Genomic DNA, 25,632 nt, shown 5'->3' on the forward strand with positions numbered 1-25,632 from the left:
TCCGAGCGCAGGCTGCGGCGCATGACCACACCTGACGTCGAGCCCGCTTCATCGCAGCGCTTCACCTCGTTTGAGGCCTTCTATCCGTATTACATTCACGAGCATTCCAATCGGACATGCCGCCGAATCCACGTCGTCGGCACCGGCTTGGTCATCGCCGCCTTCGTGATGTTTGTCGTGACGCTGAATGCCTGGTGGCTGCTGGCCATGCCGGTCCTCGGCTACGGCTTCGCCTGGGTCGGTCACTTCTTCTTCGAGAAGAACCGGCCGGCGACTTTCAAATATCCGTTGTGGTCGCTGAGAGGCGACTTCCGCCTGTTCTTCGAGACGATCTGGGGTCGGCGGGAGTTTTGATCGCCGGCGGGCGCCGCCCCGGCAGGCGGCCGGCTTGAGGGGACCGCCTTCTGTTCGAAGACGCCGTGCGCGTCAGTTCGAGGCGCTCTCCCAGGCCGGGGGGCAGCCGTCGAAATCGCCGGCGTCATGGATCGTCAGGGTGCGCATGTTCAACCGCATGGCCGGCTGCATGGAGCCCCGGCCGTGGCCGGTGTAAAGGTCGATTTTCTGGCCCTTGATCGCGCCTCCGGTGTCGGACGCGTACCAGTAGCCGTCGTGAAGGCTGCCGTCGGCCATCCGCAGGCCGACCGTTTCACGAATGAAAAGGCGGGTGCGGCGCGGGATCACCTTGGGATCGACCGCTACCGTGCGCATGGCGATCGGGCGGCACCCCAGCGAGTCGTTGCCCGTCGCTCCGCCGCCGCCCGCATGATAGAGCCGCGCCGAGGCGCGCCAGTCGGGCTCGCTCGCCATCATCTCGATCTGTTCCGCAGACAGGTTCGCCTCGCGGGAACCTTCGGCCGTCGCATTCGCTTCAATGGCTGCAGCCTCTGCCGCAAGCACGGCGTCATAGCTGACTGGACCTGGCTGATCGACGCCTGCGGCGTTCGGATCGGACAGGGCCATGGCGAAGGCCATGGCGAAGGCGGCGGCCGTGCCCAACATCAAAACGACTCATGAAGACACCGGTCCCGACACGCTCCGGCGGCGGCTTTTTGGTTTCTGATTTAGGCAAAAAAGCGGCGAATGAGATGACCCTTTAATGGCCCGCAGAATGATCCACAGCCGGGCCAATCGAACGGCAATAGCTCTGCAAGCACAGAGGTTCACCAAAATCAGTATTCGACGTCGATGCTCATTTGCGACTTACAGGGTGCAGCGTCATTTATGCGGTATTCGCAAGGTGTGGCCTGATACACCGGCCAACGGTGGGCCCGGCCGCATTCTGTCGCGATCCACAGGGATGGAGAGGGCGCGCGGGATGCGCTAAGCGCTGTTTCGTCCGTCGCCTGGGAGCCCGTCATGAAGCGCATACTGCTCGCCGTCGCCGCCTTAGCGGTTCTGTCCGCCCCCGCCATCGAGGTGGAGGCTTGGGGCAACACCGGCCACCGGCTGATCGGCGTCGCCGCCATGCGGGCCCTGCCGGACGATCTGCCCGCCTTTTTGCGTACTCCAGCCGCCATCGCTGATGTCGGCGAATTGTCGCGTGAGCCCGACCGCTGGAAAGGCGCTGGCCAACCGCACGGGCGCGAGCGCGACACCGCTCACTTCATCGATTTGACGGAAGAAGGCCGGTCCATGACCGCCGCCGGCCCGTCGATCGACGAACTGCCCCGACTGAAGTCCGAGTTCGACGCCGCCCTGATCGCTGCGGGTCTGAGCGTCAACGACGTCGGTTACCTGCCCTACGCGATGATGGACGCCTGGCAGAACCTCGGCCGCGACTTCGCCTATTGGCGCGTTCTGAACGCCGCCGAGGCGCGCGAGACCGATCCGGGCAAGAAGGCCTGGTATCGCGCCGACCGCGAACGTCGTGAGGCGCTTATCGTGCGCGATATCGGGGTGCTGTCGCATTACATCGGGGACGGGTCGCAGCCGCACCATACGACCATCCACTACAATGGCTGGAGCCGCGACGTTCCAAACCCCGAAGGCTTCACCACCTCGCGCCAGACCCACGCCCTGTTCGAAGGCGCCTTCACCTCGCGCACCGCCCGTCTGGACGCGGTCGAGGCCGCCATGGCCGCGCCCCGTCTGGACGGCTTCGACCTGCGGGGCCGCACCGCCACGTACCTGAAGACCACCCTGGCGACCGTGACGCCCTTCTACAGGCTGGAGAAGGCTGGCGGCTTCCGCGACGCGGACCCGCGCGGGGCCGCTTTCGTGACGGAGCGCCTTGCTGCGGGCGCCGCTGAGCTGCGCGATTGGGTCGTGCTGAGCTGGCGTGAAAGCGCGACCGCCTCGATCGGCTGGCCTGCGGTCAAGGTCAATGAGGTCGAAGCCGGGGTGGTGGACCCCTGGATATCCATGATTGGGGAGGACTGAGTCCTCTTGGACGCGCCCACGCCCCCCGTCGTCATCCTCGACAAGCCGCAGCTGGCCGACAATATCGGCGCGGTCGCCCGCGTCATGGCCAACTTCGGGCTTGAGGAGCTGCGTCTGGTCGCCCCGCGCGACGGCTGGCCTCAGGATCGGGCCTGGGCCGCCGCCTCGGGCGCCGACTGGATTCTGGAGGGCGTGCGCGTCTTCGAGACGGTGGCCCAGGCCATCGCCGACCTGACCACCCTGCACGCCACCACGGCCCGCAACCGCGAGCTTCGCCTGCCCATCCGCACCCCGCGCGAGGCCGCGCGCGTCCTGTTCGACGACAGCGCACAAGGCCTGAAGATCGGCATCCTGTTCGGCGGCGAGCGGGCGGGCCTGGAGACGGCGGACCTGGCCCTGGCCCAAGGGATCACCACCATCCCCATCGATCCGCGTCACCATTCGCTCAACTTGGCGCAGGCCGTGGCGATCAACGCCTATGAGTGGCGCACCCTGATCCTGGACGCCCCGCCGCCGCGCTTCGGCGAGGTCGAGCCACCGGCGTCCAACCAACTGCTGCACGGGCTGTACGGCCATCTGGAAGGCGAGCTCGAAGAGGGCGGCTTCTTCCACCCGCCCGAGAAGAAGCCGACGATGGTGCGCAATCTGCGCGCCATGCTGGGCCGCGCCCGCCTGACCGAGCAGGAGGTCGCCACCTTGCGCGGCGCCGTTCACGCCCTGGCCAAGGGCCGTGGCCGCCGCCTGGCGAAATTGGCGGAAAAGCGTGATTGAAGCGGTCGCAACCCGGCCCCTTGAGACCTAGGTTAGAGCCATGTCGAATCCCTCCGAACTCCGCACTGTCCGCGTCGCCATCATCGGCTCCGGCCCCGCCGGCTGGACCGCCGCCATCTACGCCGCCCGCGCCCTGCTGGAGCCGGTGGTCATCGCTGGCCTGCAACCCGGCGGGCAGCTGACCATCACCACCGATGTCGAGAACTATCCGGGCTTCGCGGACGTCATCCAGGGCCCCTGGCTGATGGAGCAGATGAGGGCCCAGGCCGCTCACGTCGGCACCGAGATCATTGAGGACATCGTGGTCAAGGCCGACCTGAGCCAGCGACCCTTCCGCCTGACGCTGGATTCGGGAGCCGAGATGCTGGCCGAGACGGTGATCATCTCCACCGGCGCCCAGGCCAAGTGGCTGGGGCTGGAGAGCGAGCAGAAATACAAGGGCTTCGGGGTGTCAGCCTGCGCCACCTGCGACGGCTTCTTCTATCGCGGCAAGGAAGTGATCGTGGTCGGCGGCGGCAACACCGCCGTAGAGGAGGCGCTGTTCCTGACCAACTTCGCCTCCAAGGTCACCGTCGTGCACCGCCGCGACGAGTTCCGCTCCGAGAAAATCCTGTCCGAACGCCTGCTGGCCAACCCCAAGGTCGAGGTGGTGTGGGACCACGCCATCGACGAGGTGCTGGGCGAGACCAATGCGTTCGGCGGCGTCAACGTAACGGGCGCGCGCATCAAGAACGTCAAGACCGGCGAGACGCGCGAGATGGCCGCCGACGGCATCTTCATCGCCATCGGCCACGCCCCGTCGTCGGAGCTCTTCGCCGGCCAGTTGGAGACGAAGGCCGGCGGCTATCTGGTGGTGAAGCCTGGCACGGCCGCCACCGCCATCGAGGGCGTCTGGGCCGCCGGCGACGTGACCGACGACGTCTATCGCCAGGCCGTCACCGCGGCCGGCATGGGCTGCATGGCCGCCCTGGAGGCCGTGCGCTTCCTGGCCGAGGAGGACCACGCCCGCGCCCATAACCCGATCCCGCACAAGGAGGCGGAGAAGATCGGGGCGTGGTGAGAATCGCCGTCTGAATGTCCCTCTCATCACCGCGAAGGCGGGGATGAGCGGTCAGTCCTCCGACGCCTCGGTCAGTTCGGCCAGGTCGTCGTCTGACAGCGTCAGCGACGCCGCCTTCAGCGTATCGGCAAGCTGGTCCACCGAGGTCGCGCTGACGATGGGCGCGGTCACGGCCGGACGAGTCAGCAGCCAGGCCAGCGAGACTTGGGCCGGGGTGGCTTCGTTGCGGTCGGCCACCGCCTTGAGCGCAGCCAGGATGCGCAGGCCGCGTTCGTCGAACTTGTCGATCAGCATGCCTTCGCGCGCCGTGCCTGCGACCTGGTCGGCGCTCTGATACTTGCCCGTCAGGAAGCCGGCCTCGAGGCTGAAATAGGTTATGACGCCCAGACCTCGCTCGACGGCCAGGTCCTGCAGCGGACCCTCGAAGGTGTCGCGGCTGTAGAGGTTGTAGTGGGGCTGTAGCGTCGCATAGGCGGCCAGGCCTTCGCGCTCCGATATCGCCAGGGCTTCGGCGGTCTGGGCGGCATCATGGTTGGACACGCCGATCGCGCGCACCTTGCCGGCCTGAACCAGGCGGTCGAAGGCCCGCAGGGTCTCTTGCTGCGGCGTCCGCGGATCAGGCCAGTGAGCCTGATACAGGTCGATGACGTCGGTCTGCAGCCGCCGCAGACTCTCCTCGACGGCGCGTTCGATCCAGGCGGCAGAGAGGTCATTGTGGCCCTGGCCCATGTCGGAGCCGACCTTGGTCAGGATCAGGACGTCGTTGTGTCGCCCGCGCGCCTTCAGCCACTCGCCGATGATTGTCTCGCTCTCGCCGCCGTCGTGGCCTGGGACCCAGCGGGAATAGGCGTCGGCGGTGTCGATGGCGTTGAAGCCCGCGTCGACGAACGCGTCCAAGAGGCGGAAGCTGGTTTCACGGTCGGCCGTCCAGCCAAACACATTTCCGCCGAACACCAGGGGCGCCGTCGAGAGGCCGCTTGGACCGAGGATGCGCTGTTGCATGAGGCGATGTCCTGTCGTTCGGTAGCCTCTGAAATGGGGCCCCCCGGACAGGGCGCAACCGCCCGGTATCAGCCGAACAGTTGGAGCTCGGGCGGAGCATACTCCACCGGCTCGCCTTTGCGCCGGCGCAGGGCGTAGTCGACGGCCGTCTGGACGGCGCGCTCGTCCGTCGGCTTGGACAGGACGCCGATGGTTCCAGCCACACCGTCGCGAACCATGCCCGGATTGGCGGTCATGTAGAGAACGGTCACGCCGATCTCCTGGCCCAACTCGCGCCCTAGTTCCACGCCGGTGGGCCCGTCCGACAAATGAATATCGACCAGAGCCAGGTCGACCTCGGTCTCGCGCACGATGTTCATTGCAGTGCGGGCGTCGCTGGCCACGCCGACCACCTCATGCCCGAGGTCTTCGAGCACGAAGCGCAGCTCCATCGCCACCAGGGCTTCATCCTCGACAATCAGAATACGCGCAGTCATGGCCTCGTTTCGCATCGCTTCGGGCGCTTCAACGCAGAGCGGTGATGCAGGTTTCACGCCAGCCATTCACAGCGCCCTTTCGGCGGCGCGGCGGCGAGACAGCGCGGTGGACGGGAGATCGGCCACGACGCACAAACCCTCGCGGAGCCAGCGTTGTTCCAGCCGTCCGCCCAACTGACCCTCGACCGATACTCGGGCCAGCGACGAGCCGAACCCTGCTCGCGATGGCGCGGCGTCGAGCGGCGGGCCGCCGGTTTCAGTCCATTCAAGCAGGAAGCGATCGCCGACGCGGCGCGTATTCAGGGTCACCCGGCCCGCGTCCAGGCTCAACGCGCCGTACTTGGCCGCATTGGTCGCCAGTTCGTGGAACAGAAGCGCCACCGAGGTGGCGGCTTGGTCGTCAAAGACCGCGTCCTCTCCCCCGATCATAACACGCGGCCTTCCGTCTTCTTCCGCATAGGGACGGAAAAGGTCCTCCAGGAAGGCGTGCAGCGTCATGGTTCCGACAGTCGGGCGCGAGCTTTCGGTGTGGGGCCGCACGAATTCGTGGGCGCGCGCAAGCGCCGTGACCCGGGTGCGCAGGGCCTTGGCGAAGGCGGTCGCCTCGGGGTGCTGGCGCGCGGACAGAGCGATCAGCGCCGATACGACCGCAAAGATGTTCTTGATGCGGTGGCTCAACTCCTGGCTGAGCAGCTCCTTGCCCTGCTCCATCCGCTTCAGATCGTCGATGTCGGTGCAGGTGCCGAACCAGCGGGTGATCTCGCCATCCGCGTTGCGGATGGCCATGGCCCGACCCAGCGTCCAGCGATAGACGCCCGAATGGTGGCGCAGCCGATACTCGATCTCGTACGGCTCGCCGGTGCTCAGCGAATGGCCCCAAAGCGTGCGGGCGCGCTGCTGATCCTCGGGATGGAACATGTCGTTCCAGCCCTCGCCGTCCGTAGACCCTGCCGGCGCGCCGGTGAATTCGTACCAGCGCGCATTGTAGTAGTCGTGGAAGCCGTCGGGGCGCGTCGACCACACCATCTGCGGCATGGAGTCGGCGATGGCCCGGAAGCGCGCCTCGCTTTCTCCCAGGGCCGCCGCGATGTCCGCCAGATCGGCTTCGACCTTCTTCCGGTCTGTGATGTCGATGACGAGGCCCGGAAAGTAGGCGGGCTCGCCGGCTTGATCCCTATAGACTTCGCCTCTCGCCAGGACCCAGCGCATTTGGTCGGGACCGGGGATGACGCGGTATTCGCTGACGAAGTCGCCTGCGCCCGCTACCGCCGAAGCGATCTCGGCGGACACCCGATCCAGGTCTTCTGGATGGATCGCGGCCGTGAACGCTTCCAACGGGGCGCCGACAGCGGCCTGAGCGGCGTCCATGCCGTAGAGGGCGGCGAAGGCGGCGTCCGCGGTTATGCGGTCGCTCTTGATGTCCCACTCCCAGGCGCCGACGGAGTTGACGGCCGCCAGAGCCCGGCGCGCCGCATCGTCGCTATGGCGCTTCGCCGTCAGCGCGCGGCGAAGCTCAAGCTGAGTCATCACCTGACTGGCCAAGGTCTCGAGCGCGGTCTGCTGCAACGCCGTAAGGCCTTGAGGGCGGGGCTGTCTGTCCAGCACGCACAGGGTGCCGATCGGCAGGCCTTCGGCGGTGCGCAACAGAACGCCGGCGTAGAAACGCAGGTTCATGTCGCCGGTGACCAGGGGGTTGCAGACGAACCGCTCGTCCTGCGTCGCATCGGACACGACCAGATTGTCGTTCTGCAGCAAGGCCTTGGCGCAGAACGACACCTCCAGCGGCGTCTCGCTGACCCCCAGGCCCACTTCGGACTTGAACCACTGCCGATGGGCCTCGAGGAAGCTGATCACGGCGATCGGCGCATCGCAGATCTGGGCGATCAGCCGCGTGATGTCGTCAAACGCGGCCTCGGCGTCCGTTTCAACGATGTCATAGGCCCTCAGGGCCGCGAGACGCTGATCCTCGGTCCACTCTGGCGGGGGCGATGTTTCGTTCACGCGCGGCCTCATGCCTCTGGATTGAGGCCTGGCATCAATGCCTTGAAGGCCAAGGTTGTTGCAAGCGGATCAGGCGGCGGGCCGCCCGACCTCCTCGACGGCCATGGCGACCGCGCCTGGCGGGGGAGCGGCGGGAGGCGTCGCTACCGGCTCAGGCGTTGTCTCCAAAGCGCTCAGCCGCTCGTTTATGGCCGCGACCTCTTCACGACTGGGCAGTCGCCGTCCGCCGAGGCTGGCGACGCCGACTACGCGTGTCTGGCCGTCGATCTCAACCTGGCGCAGGCCGGCCGTCTCTGCAACGGCTGCGCCGGCGTCGGATGGGGCGACAGCCTGGATGAGGCGAGGGCGCGCAAACCGGGCCTCGTCGATGACCGGCTCGCGGCCGGCGTAGGCTTGGCGGAAGGCCGCCGTCTCGCCGGCGACGCCCTTCCAGCGATAGAAGATATGCGCCCCGACCTGGGTGATCTTGGCCAGGGTCGGCGCCCACCAGGGATGCACATAGTCGGCGTGATAGTGGGTCGCCGTGCCAACATGGGCCGCCACGTGACCATTCAGGGCGCGCTCGGCGACGATCTGCGCCCGGTCCCAGGCCCATTTCACCGGCGCCTGCGACAGCGAGCCGTCGCAGGTGAAGCTGAACTGACAGCCGGTCGAGCGCTCCGCGCCTTCGAACACGACCCCGCAGACCGAATTGGCGTAATTGGGATCGCGAACGCGGTTCAGCACGACCTGGGCCACGGCCTCCTGACCGGGGCCAGGCTCCAGCGCCGCCTCATAGTAGACGGCCTGGGTGAGACAGCGCAGCGCGCGACGCCGGGCGTCGGCCGAAGCCTTGAGCACGAACGGCGGCGCGGGGCGCAGGGCGCCACGCGCATTCGGCATGGCGGCGTTCATCCGTTGCGCGTCCAGGCCGGTGGCGCCGGGGTCGAGCGACGGCTTGCCGGCCAGACCCAGGCTCTCCCACCCCGGCTTCAAATCCTGCAGGGCGGGCGTTCTCTGGAGCGGGTCGTGCCGGAGCGCCAAGGCGCGTTGAGCCGGGTCCATGCGCGCGGTGATCCGAGCCAGTCCGCGCGGCGTCAGATCGCCTTGCGTCAGCCTGGACACGGCCTCCACCGTGCGATCAATCTCTGGACGGGGTGCGGAGCTCGCAGCCATGGCGACGCCTAGAGCGGCCGCTATCGCGGGGGCCGCTGCAGCGGCCTGGCGGACGCGGACATTCATGCTCTTGCTGGTCCGTCTGACCATCATCGCGCCCGATAGCTGCGCCCTGAGCGGCGCCGCAAGTTGAGTAGATCGCCAATCCGGCGCTTTTCAGACCCCAGATCGGCGATTTGTCAACGGCCGCCCAACGTGGAGCGGAGCATCCAGGCGAACTTCTCGTGCGCCGACAGGCGTTGCGTCATCAAGTCAGCCGTCGCCTCGTCTCCGGCTGCGTCAGCGACTTGGATGCCTGAGCGCGCCGTGGCGATGACCGTCTCATGATCCTTCATGAGTTCGCGCAGCATCTCCTCGGCTTCCTTCTCCGGGTCGCCGTCCTTGATCGCGGTCAGATTGGCGTAAGCCGCGCCGGATTGCGGCGCGAGCACGCCCAGCGCGCGGATGCGTTCGGCGATCTCGTCGAGAGCCGCCCACATTTCGCGATACTGCTGCTCCAACAGATTGTGGAAACTGAAGAAAGAGGGGCCGCGCACGTTCCAATGATAGCCATGGGTCTTGAGGTAGACCGCATAGCTGTCGGCCAGCAGCTTGGTCAGGGCCTCGGCCGCCTCGCCTCGTTCCGTCTTGTCCAGGCCAGTGTCGATCTTGGCGTTCATCGCGCGCCCTCCAGTTAAGGTTCGTTCGGCTTGCAGGTAGGCGCCCGGCTCGGCTTGGCAAGGTCCAGTCTCGCCACCGTCCGCCGTGCGTTGTACAGGTTGGATCGTCGAGGCTGGAACGCGCGACAGGTGCGAGCGTTGCCGTCGCACGCCATGGTAGGGCGCTTTCGAGGGGGCGATGGCGAAATCGGGGGGTCTGGGAATGCTGGAGGCAGCCGACGCCCTCGTCGTGCGTGTCGCGCGCATGCCGCGCCCTTCGATGGCTGGCGCCCTTCTGATCGGGCTGTCGCTGGGCTCGGCCGGTGTCGGCCTGCGCTTCCTGCTCAGCCTGTACTACGCCGAGATCACCGGTTTCATGATCCTGCTGCCGTGGGTCATTCTGGCGGCCCTGGCCGGCGGGCGCCTGGCCGGCGTCGCGGCCGCGATCACGTCGTTGGCCGGAGGCTGGGCGGTGGTGACGCTTCAGGCCGCCGGCCCGACGTCGCGGCTGGGCGAGGTGGCGACCGTCAATTTTATCATCGTCAGCCTGTTCTCCGTCCTGGTCGCAGGCGCTTTGCGCCGAGCCCTGGCGCGCCTTAGCGAAGCCGAGGCGGCGCGGGGCCTTTCCGACCAGCAAGCCCTCCAGACGGCGGCCCAGATGCGCGCCATGTTCGAACAGTCTTCGGCGGGGATCGCGCGGCTGGACCTGGACGGCGTGATCCAGGAGGCCAATCAGTGCTTCGCCGAACTGCTGGGACTGACGCCGGAGTCGATGGTCGGGCTCCGCACTGCAGACGTCAGCCACCCCGACGATGTCGAACCGACGCGCCGGATGCTGCAGGAAGCCTTGAACGGTCGGGGCGGCGACCTGGAAAAGCGGTATATCCGGCCTGACGGCCAGATCGTCTGGGCGCTGACAAGCGTCCGGGCCATGCGAGACGCCGAAGGTCAGCTAACCGGCTATCTGGCCGCCGCGGTGGATATCACATCCGCAAAGGCCAGCGAGGCTGCGCTTCGGGAAAGCGAGACCCGGTTCCGCGACATCGCCGACACGGCGCCCGTCCTTGTGTGGGTTACGGCTGAAGACCGCTCGCGCGCCTTCGTCAACCAGGCCTACGTCGCCTTCGACGGCGGGACGTACGACCACGCGCTGAACCGTGACTGGCGGGAAATTCTGCATCCCGACGACCAGGCTCGCATCCTGGAAGAGTCGCTGGCCGGCGAGGCCTCGCAAACGCCCTTCAGCATGGAAGGGCGGTACCTGCGTCATGACGGGCAGTATCGCTGGCTACGCTCCTTCTCAAGGCCGCGCCTGCGAGACGGCAGGGTGATCGGCTTCGTGGGCGTCGCGTTTGACGTCACCGAGGCGCGATTGGCGCAGGATCGGCTGGCGGAGTCCGAGGCCCGTTTCCGCACCGTCGCCGACAGCGCCCCTGCCTTGATCTGGATGAGCGACGACGCCGCCCAGCTGGTGTTCGCCAACAAGCGGTTTCGCACATTCCTGAACGTGCGGTCCGAGAGGCGGATGTCGGACGCTTGGCGGCGGATGGTTCATCCGGACGACGAAGTCGTATTCGAAGCCGCCTTCATGCGCGCTTTCGAGGCCCGAGACCGGTTTGAAGCCCTGGCCCGCGTCAATCACCCCGTCCTGGGTCTCCGCTGGTTGAGGACCGAGGGCGTGCCGCGCTTCGACTCGGCCGGCGTGTTTCAGGGCTATGTCGGCGCCAGCCTGGACATCACCGAAACCAAGAAGGCCGAGGAAGACCTCAAGCGCATCAACGAACTGTTGGAAGAGCGTGTCAGCGCCGCTCTGGTCGACAAGGCGCAGGCCGAGGCCGATCTGATGCACGCGCAGAAGATGGAGGCCGTGGGGCGTCTCACAGGCGGCGTGGCGCACGACTTCAACAACCTTCTGACCGTGGTGATCGGCGCGCTGGACATCATCCTGCGTTCTGACGACGCAGCCAAGCGACAGAGGCTGGGCGAAGCGGCCTTGTCGGCGGCGCGGCGCGGGGAACGGCTCACGCATCAGCTGCTGGCTTTCTCGCGCCGCCAGGCGTTGAGACCCGAGCCCACCGATCTCAACAGCCTCATCCGGGAAGGCGAGCCGCTGCTGCGCCGCGCTGTCGGCGAGGCGGTCGAGTTTAAACTGAAGCTCAAGCGAGGCGGCGCTCGCGTGAGCGTTGACGCCGCCCAGTTCGAAGCCGCCCTGCTGAACCTTGTCGTCAATGCACGCGACGCCTTGGACGAGCGCGGGGGGAGGGTGTCGGTTCAGACCATGGCCTGCCAGATCCGGGCAGACGAAGTGCGAGAGCTGCCGGCTGGCGATTATGTCTGCGTCACCGTATCCGACGACGGGGCCGGAATGAGCGCCGACATAATCGGCCGGGTCTTTGAGCCGTTTTTCACGACCAAGTCCGTAGGCAAGGGCACGGGCCTGGGGTTGAGCCAGGTCTACGGGTTCGCCCGCCAAAGCGGCGGCGGCGTCCAGATCAGCTCCACCCCCGGGCGCGGGACCGAGATACGCCTCTACCTCCCGCCCCTGACGACGCGGCCCGCGTCGGAGGCCGTGGCCGCGCCCGCAGAAGCGGCGCCGACCCGGACCGGAGGGCGTCTCCTCCTGGTCGAAGATGATCCCGCCGTCGCCTCGGTCGCCGCCGATATCCTGACCTCGGGCGGATGGACGGTGACCGCCGTTGAATCCGCTCAGGCGGCGCTGGACCGTCTGCAGCGGACCCAGTTCGATCTGATGCTGACCGATATCGTCATGCCGGGCGGCATGACAGGGGTCGACCTGGCTCGGAAAGCCTCCGATACCTGGCCGGCCCTGCGTATCGTGCTGACGTCGGGCTATGTTGGAGAAGACGTGGACCGCGCCCTGGCTGACGCGCCCTGGCCCTTCCTCAGCAAACCCTACTCAGCCGAAAACCTTCTGCGCGTGCTCGACCTGGCGCGTCTCTGAAGGTCCACGCGTCCGCTTGACGGCTGCATCCAGCGCCGGGATCAGGTCGGCCAGCAGGTCGTCGACGTGCTCCAGGCCGACCGACAGCCGTATCAGGCCGTCGCCAATGCCCGCCAGGGCGCGCTGTTCGGGCGTCATGGCGGCGTGGGTCATGGTGGCCGGATGGGCGATCAGGCTTTCGACCCCGCCCAGCGATTCCGCCAGGGTGAAGATCTCCAGCGCTTCGACCAGCGTCCGCACGGCGTCCGCGCCGCCGTGCAGATCGAAGCTGAGCATGGCGCCCGGCCCCGATTGCTGGCGCGCCGCCAGCGCGTGGCCGGGGTGGGTCTTCAGGCCCGGATAGTGGACCGCGCGAACTGCCGGGTGGGCCGCCAGAACCTCGGCGACACGACCGGCCGTCGCCTGCTGACGCTCGATGCGGGCGAACAGGGTGCGCACTCCGCGCAGGGTCAGATAGGCGTCGAACGGCGAGCCGGTGACGCCCGTCGCATTGGCCCACCAGGCCAGCTGCTCGTGATCCGCCGGATCGGCCGAGACCACAGCGCCGCCGACCACGTCGGAATGGCCGTTGATGTATTTGGTGGTGGAATGGACCACGAAGTCGGCGCCCAGGCGGATGGGCTGCTGCAGGGCCGGCGACAGGAAGGTGTTGTCGCAGATCACCTTGGCGCCCACGGCGTGCGCACGGCGGCAGATGTCGGCCACGTCGACCACGCGCAGCAGCGGATTGGACGGCGTCTCGACCAGCACCAGCTTGGGCCTCAGCGCCAGGGCCGCCTCCAGCGCTTCGGGATATCCCTGATCGACGAACTTCACGTCGAAATGACCTTTCCGGGCTCGCGCGCACAGCAGGCGACAGGTGCCGCCGTAACAGTCGTGCGGCGCGATCAACAGGTCGCCGGGCTCCAGCAGCGACAGCGGCAGGTCCACCGCCGCCATGCCGGTCGCGGTGATTACGGCGCCGGCGCCGCCCTCTAGCCCCGACAGGGTTTCGGCCAGGACGTCGCGGGTCGGATTGCCGGAGCGACTGTAGTCGTACGCCCGCTTCTGGTCGAAGCCGGCGAACGAATAGTTGGAAGACAGATACAGCGGCGGCATGACCGCGCCGTGGGCCGTGTCCTGATCCACGCCGGTGCGGGCGGCGACGGTGCGGGGGTCCAGAGCTTGGGTCATGCGCAGATTTCCTTCAACGTGGAGCGGAGGATGTCGCCAACGAGGGCGTCCTCCTTCAGGAAGGCGTCGTGGCCGTACAGCGACGGCGCCTCGACGAAGCGGAACAGGGCCGGCAGGCGCGCGGCGAGCTCGCGCATGTCGTCGATCGGCACCAGCCGGTCCGAGGTGAAGCCCACCAGGGTGACGGGCGTGCGGATCGCCTCGGGCGTGACGACGTGACGGTCGATGGAGTCCGACAGGCTGAGCCAGCGCCCGGGCGTGGTCTGGTTGCGATAGGCGCGGCCGCGCGCCTGCAGATAGTCGCAGACAGGATAGGCCTGACCGGCGCGCTCCGGCGCCGAGGCCTCGAAGCGCTCGGCCAGTTCGTCGGGCGTGCGATAGGTCGTCATCGCCAGTTCGCGCGCCAGGGCCACGCCGTCCTCAGGCCGGCCGGCGGCCTGGGCCAACATCAGGATGCGGCGCTGAATGCCGCGCCAGGCCGTGGCCTGGGGGTGGGGGCGATGGGCCGCCGACACCACGACCAGTTCGCCCACCCGCTCGGGAAACAGCTCGGCGAAGGCTAGGGCGATCATTCCGCCGTAGGAGCAGCCGACAAAGGCCTCAACCCGGTCTTCGCCCAGCGCATCGAGCAGTAGGGCCAGCAGGCGCGCCTGATCCTGCGTGGTGATGGTGACCGGCCCTTCGCCCGCAGCTTCAGGCGCATAGTCGAAGGCCAGAACCCGCAGCCGATTGAGATCGATGGGTCCGCGTACGGATACCGCGCCCGACCACCAGCCCAGCCCCTTGGTTTCGGTGCGATGCACGAAACGGTCCGCCGAAATGCCGCCGGCCACTAACACCAGCGGGGCGCCGGCGCGGCCATGCAGGCGACCGACCAGACGCCGCTGAGCCAGCCGCTCGCCGGACGCCAGGCGGAAGTCGGCCGGAATGTCGACGGAAATGTCGCGCGCCTTGCCGTCCGCCACGGCGGCGGAGACGGCGCGCGGCCGACACAGCGGGTCTTCGAGATAGGCTTCGGCAAGGGTCATGGTCGTCGTCCGCGTCTCCGGCTCGACCAAGCCTCAGGCGGTGACAGACCGTGGGCGCGTCGCCTCGTCGACGTCCCACTCATCTCTCGCGGATCCGGCAAAGGACCCCCGCAGGAGTTGGCACCGTTTCGGGCGGAACCCGATGGTTGCCCCGGCGTCAAAGGGCCTAATCCCTCAGCCGGTCTTGATGAGCTGATCTTACGTTGCGGATGCGAGCGGCGCCGGTCAAGCGGAAAATCCAACCCTTTTTGACTCCGTCATCTGGCTGTTGACCGCTCCAATACGGGCTGCGGCCGCCAAGGAAGCAAAATTATTGCGCTCATGGCTTGACGGCGGATCGGGTCTGCGAGCAGTCTCTGGTCGAGTTCCACCCTTGGAGACGACGCGTGATCCGACGCTCGATCCTTTTCTCCGCCGCCTCGACCGTCGCCGTTTCCGGCGCGGCGATGACGCGCGCCGGCCTGGGTATGACCACCACTGCCATGACCACCATGCCCTTCCGGGCGGGGACAGGTTAGCGCGCGGCTCGAAGCCCCGAAGCACAACCCAGACCCCCGCCCGGACCCCCGGACGGGGGTTTTTCTTTTCCGCCGCCCTTCCCGAAATCCATCCCCAAGGACCTCCGTCATGCCCGCCTCCAGCCTCGCCCTTGTCCAGAACGCCCCGCCGCTCGACTCACCCGCTCTCGCCCCGGCTGGCGAGGTGGTCGTGCTCAAGTTCGGCTCTTCGATCCTGCGTGGACCGCAGGACTGTCCCGCCGTGGCCTCGGCCATCTACGCCCATGTGCGCCAGGGCCGGCGGGTCGTGGCCGTGGTCTCGGCCTTCGCCGGCCAGACCGACCGGCTGCTGACGGACGCCCGCGGACTGGGTCTGGCGCACGAGAACGAGCTTCTGCCGGCCTATGTCGCGCTGGGCGAGGAGAAGGCGGCCGCCCTGGTGGCCATCGCCTGCGATCGCATCGGCCTGGACGCCGAGGCCCTGTCGGTGCGCGAGCTGGGCGTCGAGGCGCGGGGCGCGGCCGAACACGCGCATCCCGTGGCTCTGAAAGGCGAGGGCCTGAAACGCGCCCTGGCGCGGCGCCAGGTGGTGATCGCGCCGGGCTTCGGCGCGGTGCGCGCGGACGGGCGTCTGGCCCTTCTCGGCCGCGGCGGGTCTGATCTGACGGCCATCTTCCTAGCCGCCGAGCTGGGTCTTGATCGGGCGCGGCTGATCAAGGACGTCGACGGCTTGTATGATCACGATCCCAACGACGCCTCGGGCGGCGCCCTGCGCTATCGCCGCGCGTCGTGGGATGAGGTGCGCCGCCTCGGCGGCTCACTGGTCCAGCGCGACGCGATAGACCTGGGCCAGCAGCGGGCGGTGGAGATCGAGGTCGGGGCCCTCGATCGCGACGACGGCACGGTCATCGGCGACCGCTCCGCGCCCCCCGGCCCGTCGTCTCCGCCGGCGCCCATCCGCGTGGCCGTCGCCGGGTGCGGCGTGGTCGGCGGCGGCGTGCTGAGCCGTCTGCTGGACGATCCCCGCTATGAGGTGGTGGCCGTGCTGGTCCGCGATCCCGCCAAGCCGCGCGACGTGCCTGTGCCGGCCGCCCTGTTCACCTCAGACGCAGACGCGCTGTTGTCATGCAAACCTGACATAGTTCTGGAGGCCCTGTCCGAGGGCGAGGCCGGCTATGACCTGATCAAACGCGCGCTGAACGCCGGCTGCGACGTGGCCAGCGCCAACAAACAGGCGGTCAGCCGCGACCCCGGCGGGCTGCTCGCCTTGGCCGAAGCGAAGGGCCTGCGGTTGGCCTGGTCGGCCTCGGTCGGGGGCGGGTCGCCAATGATCGAAACCCTGCGCGTCGCACGCGCGGCTGGCCCCGTGGCCGGCTTCGAGGCGGTGCTGAACGGCACGGTCAACTTCATGCTCGAACGCCTGGGCCAAGGCGCGGCCTTCGAAGAGGCGTTGGCCGACGCGCGCGCCGCCGGCTTCGCCGAGGAGGATCCTTCGTCGGATCTCGAGGGCCATGACGCCGCCGCCAAGGTGCGCCTTCTGGCGTTCGAGGCCTTTGGCGGATCGCTCGAAGCCGAGGCGGTGCCGCGCGACGTGCTCTCGGCCGCCAATCCGGCGGTCGGCGCGCGTCAGATCGGCGCCTGCCGCCGCGGCCCCGACGGCGCGCTCAAGGCCTCGGTGGCTCTTGACGCCGCCTGCTCAGACGCGCTGTTTCAATCCCTGTCGGGAGAGGGCAACGCCTTGAAGGTCTATGGCGAGGATGGGCGGGTCTGGACCTGCAAGGGCCGCGGCGCGGGACGCTGGGCCACGACCGAGAGCCTGATGGCCGATCTCAAGGACATCGTGCGCGCCCGCCGCGCCGAAGCCCTGGCGATCTAGATTGGCCGTCTTCACTCCCGTTTCCGATGGCGAGGCGGCCGCCTTCCTGGCCGGCTACGACCTGGGCGGCCTGGTCGCCCTGACGCCCATCGCCGAGGGGGTGGAGAACACCAACTATCGTCTGGAGACCGATCGCGGCCTGTTCGTCCTGACCCTGTTCGAAGGCCGGAGCGAGGCCTCGGCCCTGCCGTTCTGCCTGGGGCTGACAGACCATCTCGCCGCCGCCGGACTTCCAGCCGCGCGGCCCATGGCGGATCGGGGTGGCGGTTGGATCGGACGCCTCAACGCGCGCCCGGCCGCCATCGTCGAATGGCGCTCGGGCGCCTGGCTCAGAGACCCTGACGCCTCCGCCCTAAAACAAGCGGGCGCCCTTTTGGCGCGGATGCATCTGGCGGCGGCCGACTATCCCGCACAGCGTGACAATCCGGTGGGTCCGCTCGCCTGGCGGGGCCTTGCCGACCGCATCGCCGAGGCGGCCTCGGGCGAGGCGGCGCGGCTGCTGGATCGCGTCGAGGCCGAATGGGCGGCGCTGGGCGACCCGTACGACGGGGACCTGCCGCGCGGAGCCATCCACGCCGACTACTTCCCGGACAATCTGCTGTTCGACCACGGCGCGCCGTCGGGCGTGATCGACTTCTACTTCGCCTGCACAGCGCCCTGGGCCTACGACCTGGCGATCGCCCTCAGCGCCTGGGGCTTCGACGCGGACGGGCGGGCGCGTCCCGATGCGCTGGGCGCCTTTCAGAAGGGATACGAGAGCGTGAGGGGTCTGCCGCCATTGGAGCGCGCGGTCCTGCCGCGCCTCGGCCGGGCGGCGGCGCTGCGATTCACGCTGACCCGTCTGCATGACCAGGTGTTCCACGACCCGGCCAAGCTGGTCACGCCCAAGGATCCGGGCGTCTTCCTGAGGCGCCTGGACTACTGGAAAGCGAAGTCAGGATAACCTGACCTATTAGCTCAGCGCCTGTACGGCTTGGCGAGCTTGAACGAGGTCCGCGTCGATGACCGTCAGGCGCTCGGCCTGATCGGTCAGGGCCGCCACGACCGGCGCCGGCTCGGGGTCGAAGCCGACGGCGGCGCGCACGGCGTCGGGGAATTTCGAAGCGTGGGCGGTGGACAGGACCACGACCGGTCCCTGGGGCGCCAGGCGCCGGGCCGCCTCCAGTCCCACGGCGGTATGAGGGCAGACGACCCGACCCCAGCGCGTCCAGGCGCGCGCGATGCTGTCTTGGGTGGCGGCCTCATCGACGGAGATGGCGGCGATCTGGCCTTGGACCGTTCGACGGAGGTTGTCGTCCAGGCGGGCTTCGCCGTCGCGGGCGAAGGTCTCGAACAGGTCGCGCGTGACCTCGGCGTCGCGGCCCGAGGCTTCGAACACCAGACGTTCGAAGTTGGAGGGCGCTTGCACGTCCATGCTGACGCTTGTGGTCTGCACCGCCGGGCGGCGGGCGTAGACGCCGTCGTTGATGGCGCGGGCCAGGGCGTCATTGGCGTTCACCGCCGCGACCAGACCCGCCATAGGCAGACCCATGGCGCGGGCCGCTATCCCGGCGAAGGCGTCGCCCAGATTGCCGGTGGGCACCACGAACGTCACGGGCGCGTCCAGCCGCCGCGTCGCCGCGACATAATAGGGGATCTGCCCCGCCAGCCGCGCCCAGTTGATCGAATTGACCGAGCTGAGCCGGCCCCGCGCGCGCAGTCCCTCATCCGCGAGCAGCTGCTTCACCAGTCGCTGGCAGTCGTCGAAATCGCCTCGGATCGCCAGGTTCAGAACATTGTCGGCCGGGCAGGTGGTCATCTGCCGACGCTGCACCGGCGAGACGCGATCTAAAGGGTGCAGCACCACCAGACGGATGCGTTCGGCGCCCGCAAAGGCGCGCACGGCCGCCGCGCCGGTGTCCCCGCTCGTCGCCACGACCAAGGTGAGCGTCTCGCCCGACGCCTTCAGCGCCTCATCCGCCAGGCTGGCGGCCAGCTGCATGGCCAGATCCTTGAACGCCGCCGTGGGGCCATGGAACAGCTCCAGCAGATGCAGGCCCGGCTCCAGCTCGACCAGCGGCGTCACGTCGGGATGATCGAAGCCGGCGACCAGGCGACTCACCGCGCGGTCCAGCGCGCCGGCGGGCAGGGCGTCGCCGATGAAGGGCGTCATGACCGCGCGCGCGATCTCGGCGTAGTCGGTCCCGCCGGCCGGCAGGGCGGGCCATTCGCGGGGCATGTACAGGCCGCCGTCCGGGGCCATGCCGCGCAGCAGCACCTGGGCGAAATCGGTCTCGGGCGACCCGCCTCGGGTCGAGATGTAGCGCGCGCTCTGCATCACCCGTTATTGCTATCGGGCCTGCGGCGCAGCGTCATCCCCCGTCTTCGCCATTGCGGCGCCGCTGGCTTCCTAAGGCGGGGCGCCCCATGTGTGAGGCGATGAAGCGTCGTTCCTTCCTGATCCGCGCTGTGGCCCTGGCCGGCCTGGGCGGCGCCGCCTGGTGGGCGCGCGACAATGTCCTTTGGCGTGGGCCGCAGATCGCCTTTGCGGCCGGGGGCACCTCGGGCGAGCTGCCGTGGGCCCAGCCGCGCGCGGGCGTCCCCACGGCGACGGTCAGCCTGATGGGGCGCGAGGTCACCGCCCTGATCGACAGCGGCGCCCAGTATTCCGTCATCGATCGCGCCCTGGTCGCTGAACTGGGCATCGACGGCGGCGTCGACATGCCGATGGTGGCCTATGGCGTCAGCGGCGAGCCGCAGGTGGGTCGGGGCGTGACGCTGGAGGTGACGATCGGGGACATGACCCTGTCGGGCCTGCGCGCCGCCATCCTGGACCTGGGACCGCTGGCCTCGCCGCAAGGTCTGGGCGCGCCCCTGATCCTTGGACAGGACGTTCTGGGGGCGGCGGTGCTGGATCTGGACGTGGCCGAGCGGAGGCTGGCGCTGACCCGGCGCGAGGATCATGCGCTGGACCCGGCACTGTCGCCGCTGCCGGTGCGGCGCAGCGGGCGGATGCTGATGCTGGACGTGACGGTCGAGGGGGCGGTGATCCCTGCCGTCGTTGACACCGGCGCCTCGGCTTTGCTGGCGCTGAGCCGCGAATCCGCGACAGCCGCCGGTCTGCTGGACGGTCGGCCGTCGCGGCAGGGGCAGTCCATCGTGCTCGGCGGCGTGGTCGGGGCCGAGGTGGTGCAGGCGCGCACGGTCACGGTGGGGGACACCCTGTTCAGAAACCAGGCGACCGCCATCTATGCCGACGTGCCGCTGCCCGGCTTTCCCGCCGCCCTGCTGGGCATGGAGGCCTTCGCAGGCCAGCGGCTCACGCTCGACGTCGGCGGGGCGCGGCTGTTCGCGTCGCGTCCGCTGGATCTGACGATCAGCTAGAGGCGGCTACAGGCTGGCGCCTACAGGCTGGCGAAGGTGTCGCAGGTCGCCGGGTCGCCGGTCTGATAGCCGCGTTGCAGCCATTCCATCCGCTGGGCCGAAGAGCCGTGGGTGAAGCCCTCCGGCACGACCCGCCCGCCTGAACGGCGTTGCAGCGTATCGTCACCGATGGCCTGGGCGGTGCGCAGACCCTCTTCCAGATCGCCCGGCTCCAGCGCCACCGCGCCGTTCGACACCGCCGAGGCGTTGCGCGCCCAGACGCCGGCGTAGCAGTCGGCCTGCAGCTCCAGCGCGACGGAATAGCGGTTGGCCTCGGCCTGACCCGCCGCGCGCTGCTGCGCTTCGCGGACCTGCTGCGACGCGCCGGTCAGGGTCTGGACGTGGTGGCCGTATTCATGGGCGATGACATAGGCGCGGGCGAAGTCGGCGCCGGACGCGCCGAGCTTGGTCTCCATCTCCTGCCAGAAGCTGAGGTCCAGATAGACGGTGCGGTCCGTCGGGCAGTAGAACGGCCCCATCGCCGCCTGGCCGAAGCCGCAGCCGGTTCCGGTGCCCTGTTCGTAGAGCACCACGTTCGGCGGCTGATAGCCGTCCAGCCTGGTGCGCCAGACGTCGTCCACATTGGTGCCGATGACATCGACGAAGCGCCCGGCCTCGTCCTCGGGAGAGCCGACCACGCCCTGTTCCTGAGCGCCCACGCCGCCCAGCTGGCTGGCGACCTGCTGGGTCGTGGAGGGGTCGATGCCGAAGACGAAATAGCCGATCAGGCCCAGGATCGCGACGCCGATGCCGCCGCCCGCGACAGCGCCGCCGCCCATGCCGCGCCGGTCCTCGATGCCGCCGCCGCGCCGTCCGCCCTGCCACCGCATATCCGCGTCCTTCCCGAATGTCGCTCCAAGCTAGGCCGGAACGCGGTCGAAGCGGAAGGGATGCGTCAGTCGGGCCGCGTTCGATCCAGCCAGGAATCGATCTGTCCCACGCTGTCCCGCACCGCATCCGTTCGGCGGGTCTGGGCCTCGCGCGCCAGACGTTCAGCCTCGGGCGAGCCCAGCGGGCGAGGCGACACAGGTGCTATAGCGGGCTGACGCGCCGCCTCGATGTCGCGCAGGGTCAGGCGCGTGTTCATATCCTGTTGCCGGGCGAAGAGCTCGCGCTGGTCGGCCTGCAACCGCTGCTGCTCGATCGCCAGCCGATGCTGCTCGGCCGCCAGGGCAGGTGAGGGGGCGACGCCCCAGGGCTGGGCCTGGCCGGCGAGCATCAGGGTCAGAACGAGTGCGTGCATGGACCCAAGATGGGCACAGAAGCCCGGCAGCCCAAGCGTGGCCGCAACCCAAGCGACGACTGGTGGTTACTGACCCTCTCCCAGCAACATTCTGGAGGCTCTCTCATGGCCCAATCCCTTTCCGGCAAGACCATCGCCGTCCTCGCCACCGACGGCGTGGAACTGGTCGAACTCGACAAGCCCGTCGAAGCGCTCAAACAGGCCGGCGCGACGGTGGAGATCATTTCGCTCAAGACGGGCGAGTTTCAGGGCTTCGACCACCTGACGCCCGGCCGCAAGGTCAAGGCCGACAAGGCGGTGGCGGACGTGAACGCCGGCGATTACGCCGCCCTGTTGCTGCCCGGCGGCGTCGCCAACCCCGACCAGCTGCGCGCCGACGAGGACGCCGTGGCCTTCACGCGCGCCTTCTTTGAGGCTGGCAAGCCGGTGGCCGCCATCTGCCATGCGCCGTGGCTGCTGATCGAGGCGGGCGTGGTCGAGGGGCGGACCCTGACCGCCTTTGAATCCATCCGCACAGATCTGAAGAACGCCGGCGCCAATGTCGTCAATGAAGAGGTGGTCGTGGACGAGGGCCTGGTCACCAGCCGCTGCCCCGACGACATTCCCGCCTTCAACGCCAAGATGATCGAGGAATTCGCCGAAGGCCGTCACGACGGCCAGCAGGCCGCCTAGCCCAGGCGGATAGCCGACATCATGCGGCCGAAGTCCGGCTCGCGGCGCAGCGTGGCGCGGCGGTTGGAGTAGAAGCGGCCCTCGTCGGCCAGGGTATCGTCGCCGGTCCAGGCCGCGCGGCCGACGCCAGCCTGATCGAGACGCCACAGCACGAAGCCCGGCAGGTCGAACATGGCCTTGCCGGGCTTTTCGCTATTGTGGAAGAAGCGGCCGGCCCCTGCGTCGTGATGCTCGAACCGCTCACGGAAGTCGTCGCCGACCTCATAGGCGTCCGGGCCGATGCAGGGGCCGACGACGGCCGTGATGCGGTCCGGTTGAGCCCCCAGCGCGGTCATGGCCTGAACGGCCGAGTGCACCACACCGCCCAGCGCGCCCTTCCATCCAGCATGGACGGCCGCGACCACGCCGGCCTCGGCGTCGGCCATCAGAACCGGCGCGCAGTCGGCGGTCAGAACGGCGCAGACCACACCCGTCGAGGCAGTCGCCACGGCGTCGCCCTCGGGCCGGTCGCCGCGCCAGGGCCCTTCGGCCACGCGCGTCAGGGCGGAATGGACCTGATAGCAGGCGGCCAGATCATCCGGCGTCGCGTCGAACCATCCGGCGACGCGGCGGCGGTTTTCGATGACAGCGGCGGGATCGTCCTTGGATCCCACGCCCGTGTTCAGGCCCTCGTACAGGCCCTTCGAAACGCCGCCCCCGCGCGTGAAGAAGCCATGGCGAACGCCCGGCAGGTCGAGCAGCGGATGGGTGATCGGGTCCAGCATGATCGTCTTGTCCCATCCGCGTCCCGGTCGGGGCAAGCGCCGCCGCTCAGTCGAAGCCGGGAAGGGCCAGTCGGCTGGGGTGGAAGACAGCGGCGGCCTTGAACAGTTCGCCCATCTGGTCCGGCGCGGTCAGCCGTTCGACCTGGCGCGCCAGCACCAGCGCCGCCTCGGGCCGTGCGGCCGACAGGGCCTGGACCCGCGCCTCTACGCCAAGGCCGCGCAGGAAGTCGCCCTGACCGCGACATCCGGTGACGTCGGCGCCGGCGCGTACGGCGGCCTCAAGCACCAGCGGGAAATCGGCCCACTGGGTCAGGTCGGCCTGGCCCGGCTCGGCCAGGGGGTCGACCTTGGCGTGGCGTTTCAGCGCCTGCAGGGTGTCGCCCGCCTCGGGCCTTGCCCGCCCATAGTCGATCAACAGGGCCGCGCCGGAGGCCGCCCGCACCAGGGCCCCCAGGTCGCGGCCGAACAGCGCCTGCTGCTCGGACAGCTCGACCAACTGTCCAGGCTCGACCTCGAACGCGGGCGGGGCGAAGCCGCCCGTCACCGCCGTCAGGCCGAACACCAGCTCGCCGTCGTCCGACACCCCCACGCGCCGCTCGGCCCAGCCGCCGTCGGTGCGCACGAACTGGCGCGCCGGCAGGCAGTCCAGCACCTCGTTGGCGATCAGGATGACCGGCGTGTCGGTCTCGACCTGGGCCAGCGATCGGACCCAGCGCGGCGCGACGTCGGCGCTGGCCAGTCGCCGGGCCTGGGCGTCGCGCAGCGGAGGCGACGGCTCGATCAGCACCAGATCGCAGGCTTCCAGAAAGCCGGGCGCGACCCCGGCCGCACCGGCGGCCGCGCGCAGGGCGTCGTCCATCAGCGTCCCGTCGCCGGGCCCGACCTCGACCAGGCGGAACCGCTCGGGCGCGCCCAGGCGCAGCCAGACCTCGACCGCCCATAGGCCGATCAGCTCGCCGAACATCTGGCTGATCAGAGGCGCGGTGATGAAGTCGCCGCCCGGCCCCAGCGAGGGCCGTGTGGCGTAATAGCCGTCCCGGGGGTCGTGCAGACAGCGCGTGACATAGTCCGCCACCGTCATCGGCCCTGTCAGGGCGATCTCGCGCGCCAGCCGCGCCTTAAGACCCATCGGATCAGTCGGCGGCCACGGGTCGGCTGCGCGCCCGCCAGATCAGCCAGGCGCCGACCAGGATCATCGGGACCGACAGCATCATGCCCATGGTCAGGCCCAGCGGCAGGTTGTCCAGGCCGGCGTCGGGCTGACGCACCGTCTCCAGCAGCGCGCGCGACAGGCCGTAGCCGACCAGGAAGACGCCGGTGATCAGGCCCGGACGGGCCAGGGCCTTGCCCTTCCAGATCATGAACGACAGCACCGCCAACAGCAGCAGGCCTTCCAGCCCAGCCTCATACAGTTGGCTGGGGTGACGCGGCACGTCGCCGGCGGGGCAGAAGCCGTACATCTCGCGGATGCGGTCGTTGCAGAAGCGAATGGCCCACGGAACCGTAGTCTCACGGCCCCACAGCTCGCCGTTGATGAAGTTGGCGATGCGGCCGAACAGCAGGCCGATCGGGACCACCGGCGCGATCAGGTCGCCGACCTTGAGCATCGGCAGGCCGTTCCTGCGCGCGAAGATCACGATGGCTGCGACCACGCCCAGGAAGCCGCCGTGGAAGCTCATGCCGCCGGTCCAGAGCTGCAGAAGCTCGAACCGCTGTCCCAAGGTCTCGCCGGTGAACAGCTGGCCGAACATCTGGGGCTGATAGAACAGGGCGTAGCCGAAGCGGCCGCCCAGGATGATGCCGATCGCGATCCACAGCGCCAGGTCGTCCAGCTGCACCGGCGTCATCGGCGGCCGGCCCGGCAGCCAGAGGCGCTCGGTCTTGACCAGACGGGCGGCATACCACCAACCCAAGACGATGCCGCCGACATAGGCCAGGGCGTACCAGCGGATCGGCAAGGGACCGATCGAGATCAGGACCGGATCGAATTCGGGAAAGGGCACGGGCGCTCCGCTGGCGGTGATCGCTGAGCGGAACCCTTAGCAAGCGTCGCCGGCCTCGTCGCGGGGGTTTTGCACGGTCGCGGCACATCCGCGGCATGGACGGTAAGGTTTCGTTCACCATATCCGTCAGACCCTCGTTAACGGAATCGGCGTCGCCGAATCGGAGCCCTCCCATGCAGACCCGCAACCCCATCCTCGACGAGTTCGCCAAGCTGACCACCGGCGCCATGGGCCTGGCTCAGGCGGCGGGCGACGAGGCCAAGGCCGCCTTCCGCGCGCAGAGCGACCGGTTCGTGGCTGAGATGGACCTGGTCCGGCGCGACGAATTTGATGTCCTAAAGGCCGAGATCGCCGCGCTGCGGGCCGAAATCGCCACGCTGAAGGCGGCCGAAAAGCCCCGGAAAAAGCCTGAGACGGGAACGTCCACAGGCGCGGTTCCCCCTGCGGACGCAGCCGGTTGAGCCCGAGACCCGAACACCCTTACCGTCCGCTTAACCGTTCGTGAGTCGGGCGGTCCTTTAGTCAGGATT

At 68.8% G+C, this 25,632-nt stretch carries 25 protein-coding genes and 1 riboswitch; of the genes, 11 read left to right on the plus strand and 14 right to left on the minus strand.

All coding sequences use genetic code 11. From position 1 onward, the window contains the following. Positions 1-21 precede the first annotated feature (21 nt). On the plus strand, positions 22-354 hold the full coding sequence (locus tag E4M01_RS03830) for an Mpo1-like protein (protein WP_135062158.1): 333 nt from the start codon (positions 22-24) through the stop codon (positions 352-354). A 72-nt stretch (positions 355-426) separates the two neighbouring features. On the opposite strand, the gene E4M01_RS03835 is transcribed toward E4M01_RS03830, so the two are convergent. After that, entirely contained in the window at positions 427-999 is a 573-nt protein-coding gene (locus E4M01_RS03835) for a 3D domain-containing protein (RefSeq protein ID WP_209316070.1), read from the minus strand. A 357-nt stretch (positions 1,000-1,356) separates the two neighbouring features. On the opposite strand from E4M01_RS03835, the gene E4M01_RS03840 reads away from it, so the two are divergent. The 3 genes from E4M01_RS03840 to trxB are packed head-to-tail and all read left to right on the plus strand — an operon-like array spanning position 1,357 to position 4,210. Then, complete coding sequence (locus E4M01_RS03840; RefSeq protein WP_135062157.1) at positions 1,357-2,379, plus strand: S1/P1 Nuclease; 1,023 nt, start codon at positions 1,357-1,359, stop codon at positions 2,377-2,379. Between the two features lie 6 nt (positions 2,380-2,385). Further along, positions 2,386-3,150, plus strand: a complete 765-nt coding sequence (locus E4M01_RS03845; RefSeq protein WP_135062156.1) for an RNA methyltransferase — start codon at positions 2,386-2,388, stop codon at positions 3,148-3,150. A gap of 40 nt (positions 3,151-3,190) precedes the next feature. After that, the gene (gene trxB / locus E4M01_RS03850; RefSeq protein WP_135062155.1) at positions 3,191-4,210 is read left to right on the plus strand and encodes a thioredoxin-disulfide reductase; all 1,020 of its coding nucleotides are present in this window, start codon (positions 3,191-3,193) and stop codon (positions 4,208-4,210) included. A 51-nt stretch (positions 4,211-4,261) separates the two neighbouring features. On the opposite strand, the gene E4M01_RS03855 is transcribed toward trxB, so the two are convergent. The 5 genes from E4M01_RS03855 to E4M01_RS03875 all read right to left on the minus strand — a co-directional run bounded on the left by E4M01_RS03855 (position 4,262) and on the right by E4M01_RS03875 (position 9,503). Continuing rightward, a complete protein-coding gene (locus E4M01_RS03855; RefSeq protein WP_135062154.1) occupies positions 4,262-5,212 on the minus strand; it encodes an aldo/keto reductase in 951 nt (316 codons plus the stop codon). Positions 5,213-5,280: 68 nt separating this feature from the next. Further along, complete coding sequence (locus tag E4M01_RS03860; protein ID WP_371682912.1) at positions 5,281-5,754, minus strand: response regulator; 474 nt, start codon at positions 5,752-5,754, stop codon at positions 5,281-5,283. Beyond that, entirely contained in the window at positions 5,755-7,689 is a 1,935-nt protein-coding gene (locus tag E4M01_RS03865) for a PAS domain-containing protein (protein WP_245158183.1), read from the minus strand. A 69-nt stretch (positions 7,690-7,758) separates the two neighbouring features. Next, positions 7,759-8,844 (minus strand): cell wall hydrolase, encoded by a 1,086-nt coding sequence (locus E4M01_RS03870; protein WP_245158182.1) that lies wholly within the window; start codon positions 8,842-8,844, stop codon positions 7,759-7,761. 179 nt (positions 8,845-9,023) lie between these two features. Next, complete coding sequence (locus tag E4M01_RS03875) at positions 9,024-9,503, minus strand: Dps family protein (protein ID WP_135062151.1); 480 nt, start codon at positions 9,501-9,503, stop codon at positions 9,024-9,026. Positions 9,504-9,705: 202 nt separating this feature from the next. On the opposite strand from E4M01_RS03875, the gene E4M01_RS03880 reads away from it, so the two are divergent. Further along, the gene (locus E4M01_RS03880; RefSeq protein WP_245158181.1) at positions 9,706-12,444 is read left to right on the plus strand and encodes a PAS domain S-box protein; all 2,739 of its coding nucleotides are present in this window, start codon (positions 9,706-9,708) and stop codon (positions 12,442-12,444) included. Here the strand turns inward: E4M01_RS03880 and metB are convergent. Both metB and E4M01_RS03890 read right to left on the minus strand, forming a co-directional pair. Then, a complete protein-coding gene (gene metB, locus E4M01_RS03885) occupies positions 12,400-13,617 on the minus strand; it encodes a cystathionine gamma-synthase (RefSeq protein ID WP_135062149.1) in 1,218 nt (405 codons plus the stop codon). The two genes, E4M01_RS03880 and metB, sit on opposite strands and share 45 nt — an antisense overlap. Beyond that, positions 13,614-14,645 (minus strand): homoserine O-succinyltransferase, encoded by a 1,032-nt coding sequence (locus tag E4M01_RS03890; protein WP_135062148.1) that lies wholly within the window; start codon positions 14,643-14,645, stop codon positions 13,614-13,616. The genes metB and E4M01_RS03890 overlap by 4 nt, the downstream gene beginning before the upstream one ends. Positions 14,646-14,721: 76 nt before the next feature. Further along, positions 14,722-14,839, minus strand: a riboswitch (SAM riboswitch). Between the two features lie 192 nt (positions 14,840-15,031). On the opposite strand from E4M01_RS03890, the gene E4M01_RS14605 reads away from it, so the two are divergent. From E4M01_RS14605 to thrB, 3 genes are all read left to right on the plus strand, one after another. Then, positions 15,032-15,163: a hypothetical protein gene (locus E4M01_RS14605; protein ID WP_256359986.1), complete on the plus strand. Its 132-nt coding sequence runs from the start codon at positions 15,032-15,034 to the stop codon at positions 15,161-15,163. 109 nt (positions 15,164-15,272) lie between these two features. Next, positions 15,273-17,018, plus strand: a complete 1,746-nt coding sequence (locus tag E4M01_RS03895; protein ID WP_135062147.1) for a homoserine dehydrogenase — start codon at positions 15,273-15,275, stop codon at positions 17,016-17,018. Between the two features lies 1 nt (position 17,019). Next, positions 17,020-17,961, plus strand: coding sequence for a homoserine kinase (gene thrB / locus E4M01_RS03900; protein WP_135062146.1), 942 nt, complete (start codon positions 17,020-17,022; stop codon positions 17,959-17,961). Positions 17,962-17,970: 9 nt separating this feature from the next. On the opposite strand, the gene thrC is transcribed toward thrB, so the two are convergent. Further along, complete coding sequence (gene thrC, locus E4M01_RS03905; RefSeq protein WP_135062145.1) at positions 17,971-19,335, minus strand: threonine synthase; 1,365 nt, start codon at positions 19,333-19,335, stop codon at positions 17,971-17,973. A 101-nt stretch (positions 19,336-19,436) separates the two neighbouring features. On the opposite strand from thrC, the gene E4M01_RS03910 reads away from it, so the two are divergent. Continuing rightward, complete coding sequence (locus E4M01_RS03910) at positions 19,437-20,381, plus strand: aspartyl protease family protein (RefSeq protein WP_135062144.1); 945 nt, start codon at positions 19,437-19,439, stop codon at positions 20,379-20,381. Positions 20,382-20,401: 20 nt separating this feature from the next. Here the strand turns inward: E4M01_RS03910 and E4M01_RS03915 are convergent, their stop codons facing one another. After that, on the minus strand, positions 20,402-21,250 hold the full coding sequence (locus E4M01_RS03915; protein WP_135062143.1) for a neutral zinc metallopeptidase: 849 nt from the start codon (positions 21,248-21,250) through the stop codon (positions 20,402-20,404). 65 nt (positions 21,251-21,315) lie between these two features. Continuing rightward, entirely contained in the window at positions 21,316-21,663 is a 348-nt protein-coding gene (locus tag E4M01_RS03920) for a hypothetical protein (protein ID WP_135062142.1), read from the minus strand. A gap of 105 nt (positions 21,664-21,768) precedes the next feature. On the opposite strand from E4M01_RS03920, the gene E4M01_RS03925 reads away from it, so the two are divergent. Continuing rightward, a complete protein-coding gene (locus E4M01_RS03925) occupies positions 21,769-22,335 on the plus strand; it encodes a type 1 glutamine amidotransferase domain-containing protein (RefSeq protein WP_135062141.1) in 567 nt (188 codons plus the stop codon). Here the strand turns inward: E4M01_RS03925 and pgeF are convergent. The 3 genes from pgeF to lgt are packed head-to-tail and all read right to left on the minus strand — an operon-like array spanning position 22,332 to position 25,102. After that, positions 22,332-23,099: a peptidoglycan editing factor PgeF gene (gene pgeF / locus E4M01_RS03930; protein WP_135062140.1), complete on the minus strand. Its 768-nt coding sequence runs from the start codon at positions 23,097-23,099 to the stop codon at positions 22,332-22,334. The two genes, E4M01_RS03925 and pgeF, sit on opposite strands and share 4 nt — an antisense overlap. 46 nt (positions 23,100-23,145) lie before the next feature. Next, positions 23,146-24,228, minus strand: a complete 1,083-nt coding sequence (locus E4M01_RS03935; RefSeq protein ID WP_135062139.1) for a class I SAM-dependent methyltransferase — start codon at positions 24,226-24,228, stop codon at positions 23,146-23,148. A gap of 4 nt (positions 24,229-24,232) precedes the next feature. After that, a complete protein-coding gene (lgt, locus tag E4M01_RS03940; protein WP_135062138.1) occupies positions 24,233-25,102 on the minus strand; it encodes a prolipoprotein diacylglyceryl transferase in 870 nt (289 codons plus the stop codon). Positions 25,103-25,275: 173 nt separating this feature from the next. On the opposite strand from lgt, the gene E4M01_RS03945 reads away from it, so the two are divergent. Next, positions 25,276-25,563 (plus strand): accessory factor UbiK family protein, encoded by a 288-nt coding sequence (locus E4M01_RS03945; protein WP_135062137.1) that lies wholly within the window; start codon positions 25,276-25,278, stop codon positions 25,561-25,563. Positions 25,564-25,632: the final 69 nt, after the last annotated feature.

The organism is Brevundimonas sp. MF30-B (assembly GCF_004683885.1).
Classification (GTDB): Bacteria; Pseudomonadota; Alphaproteobacteria; order Caulobacterales; family Caulobacteraceae; genus Brevundimonas.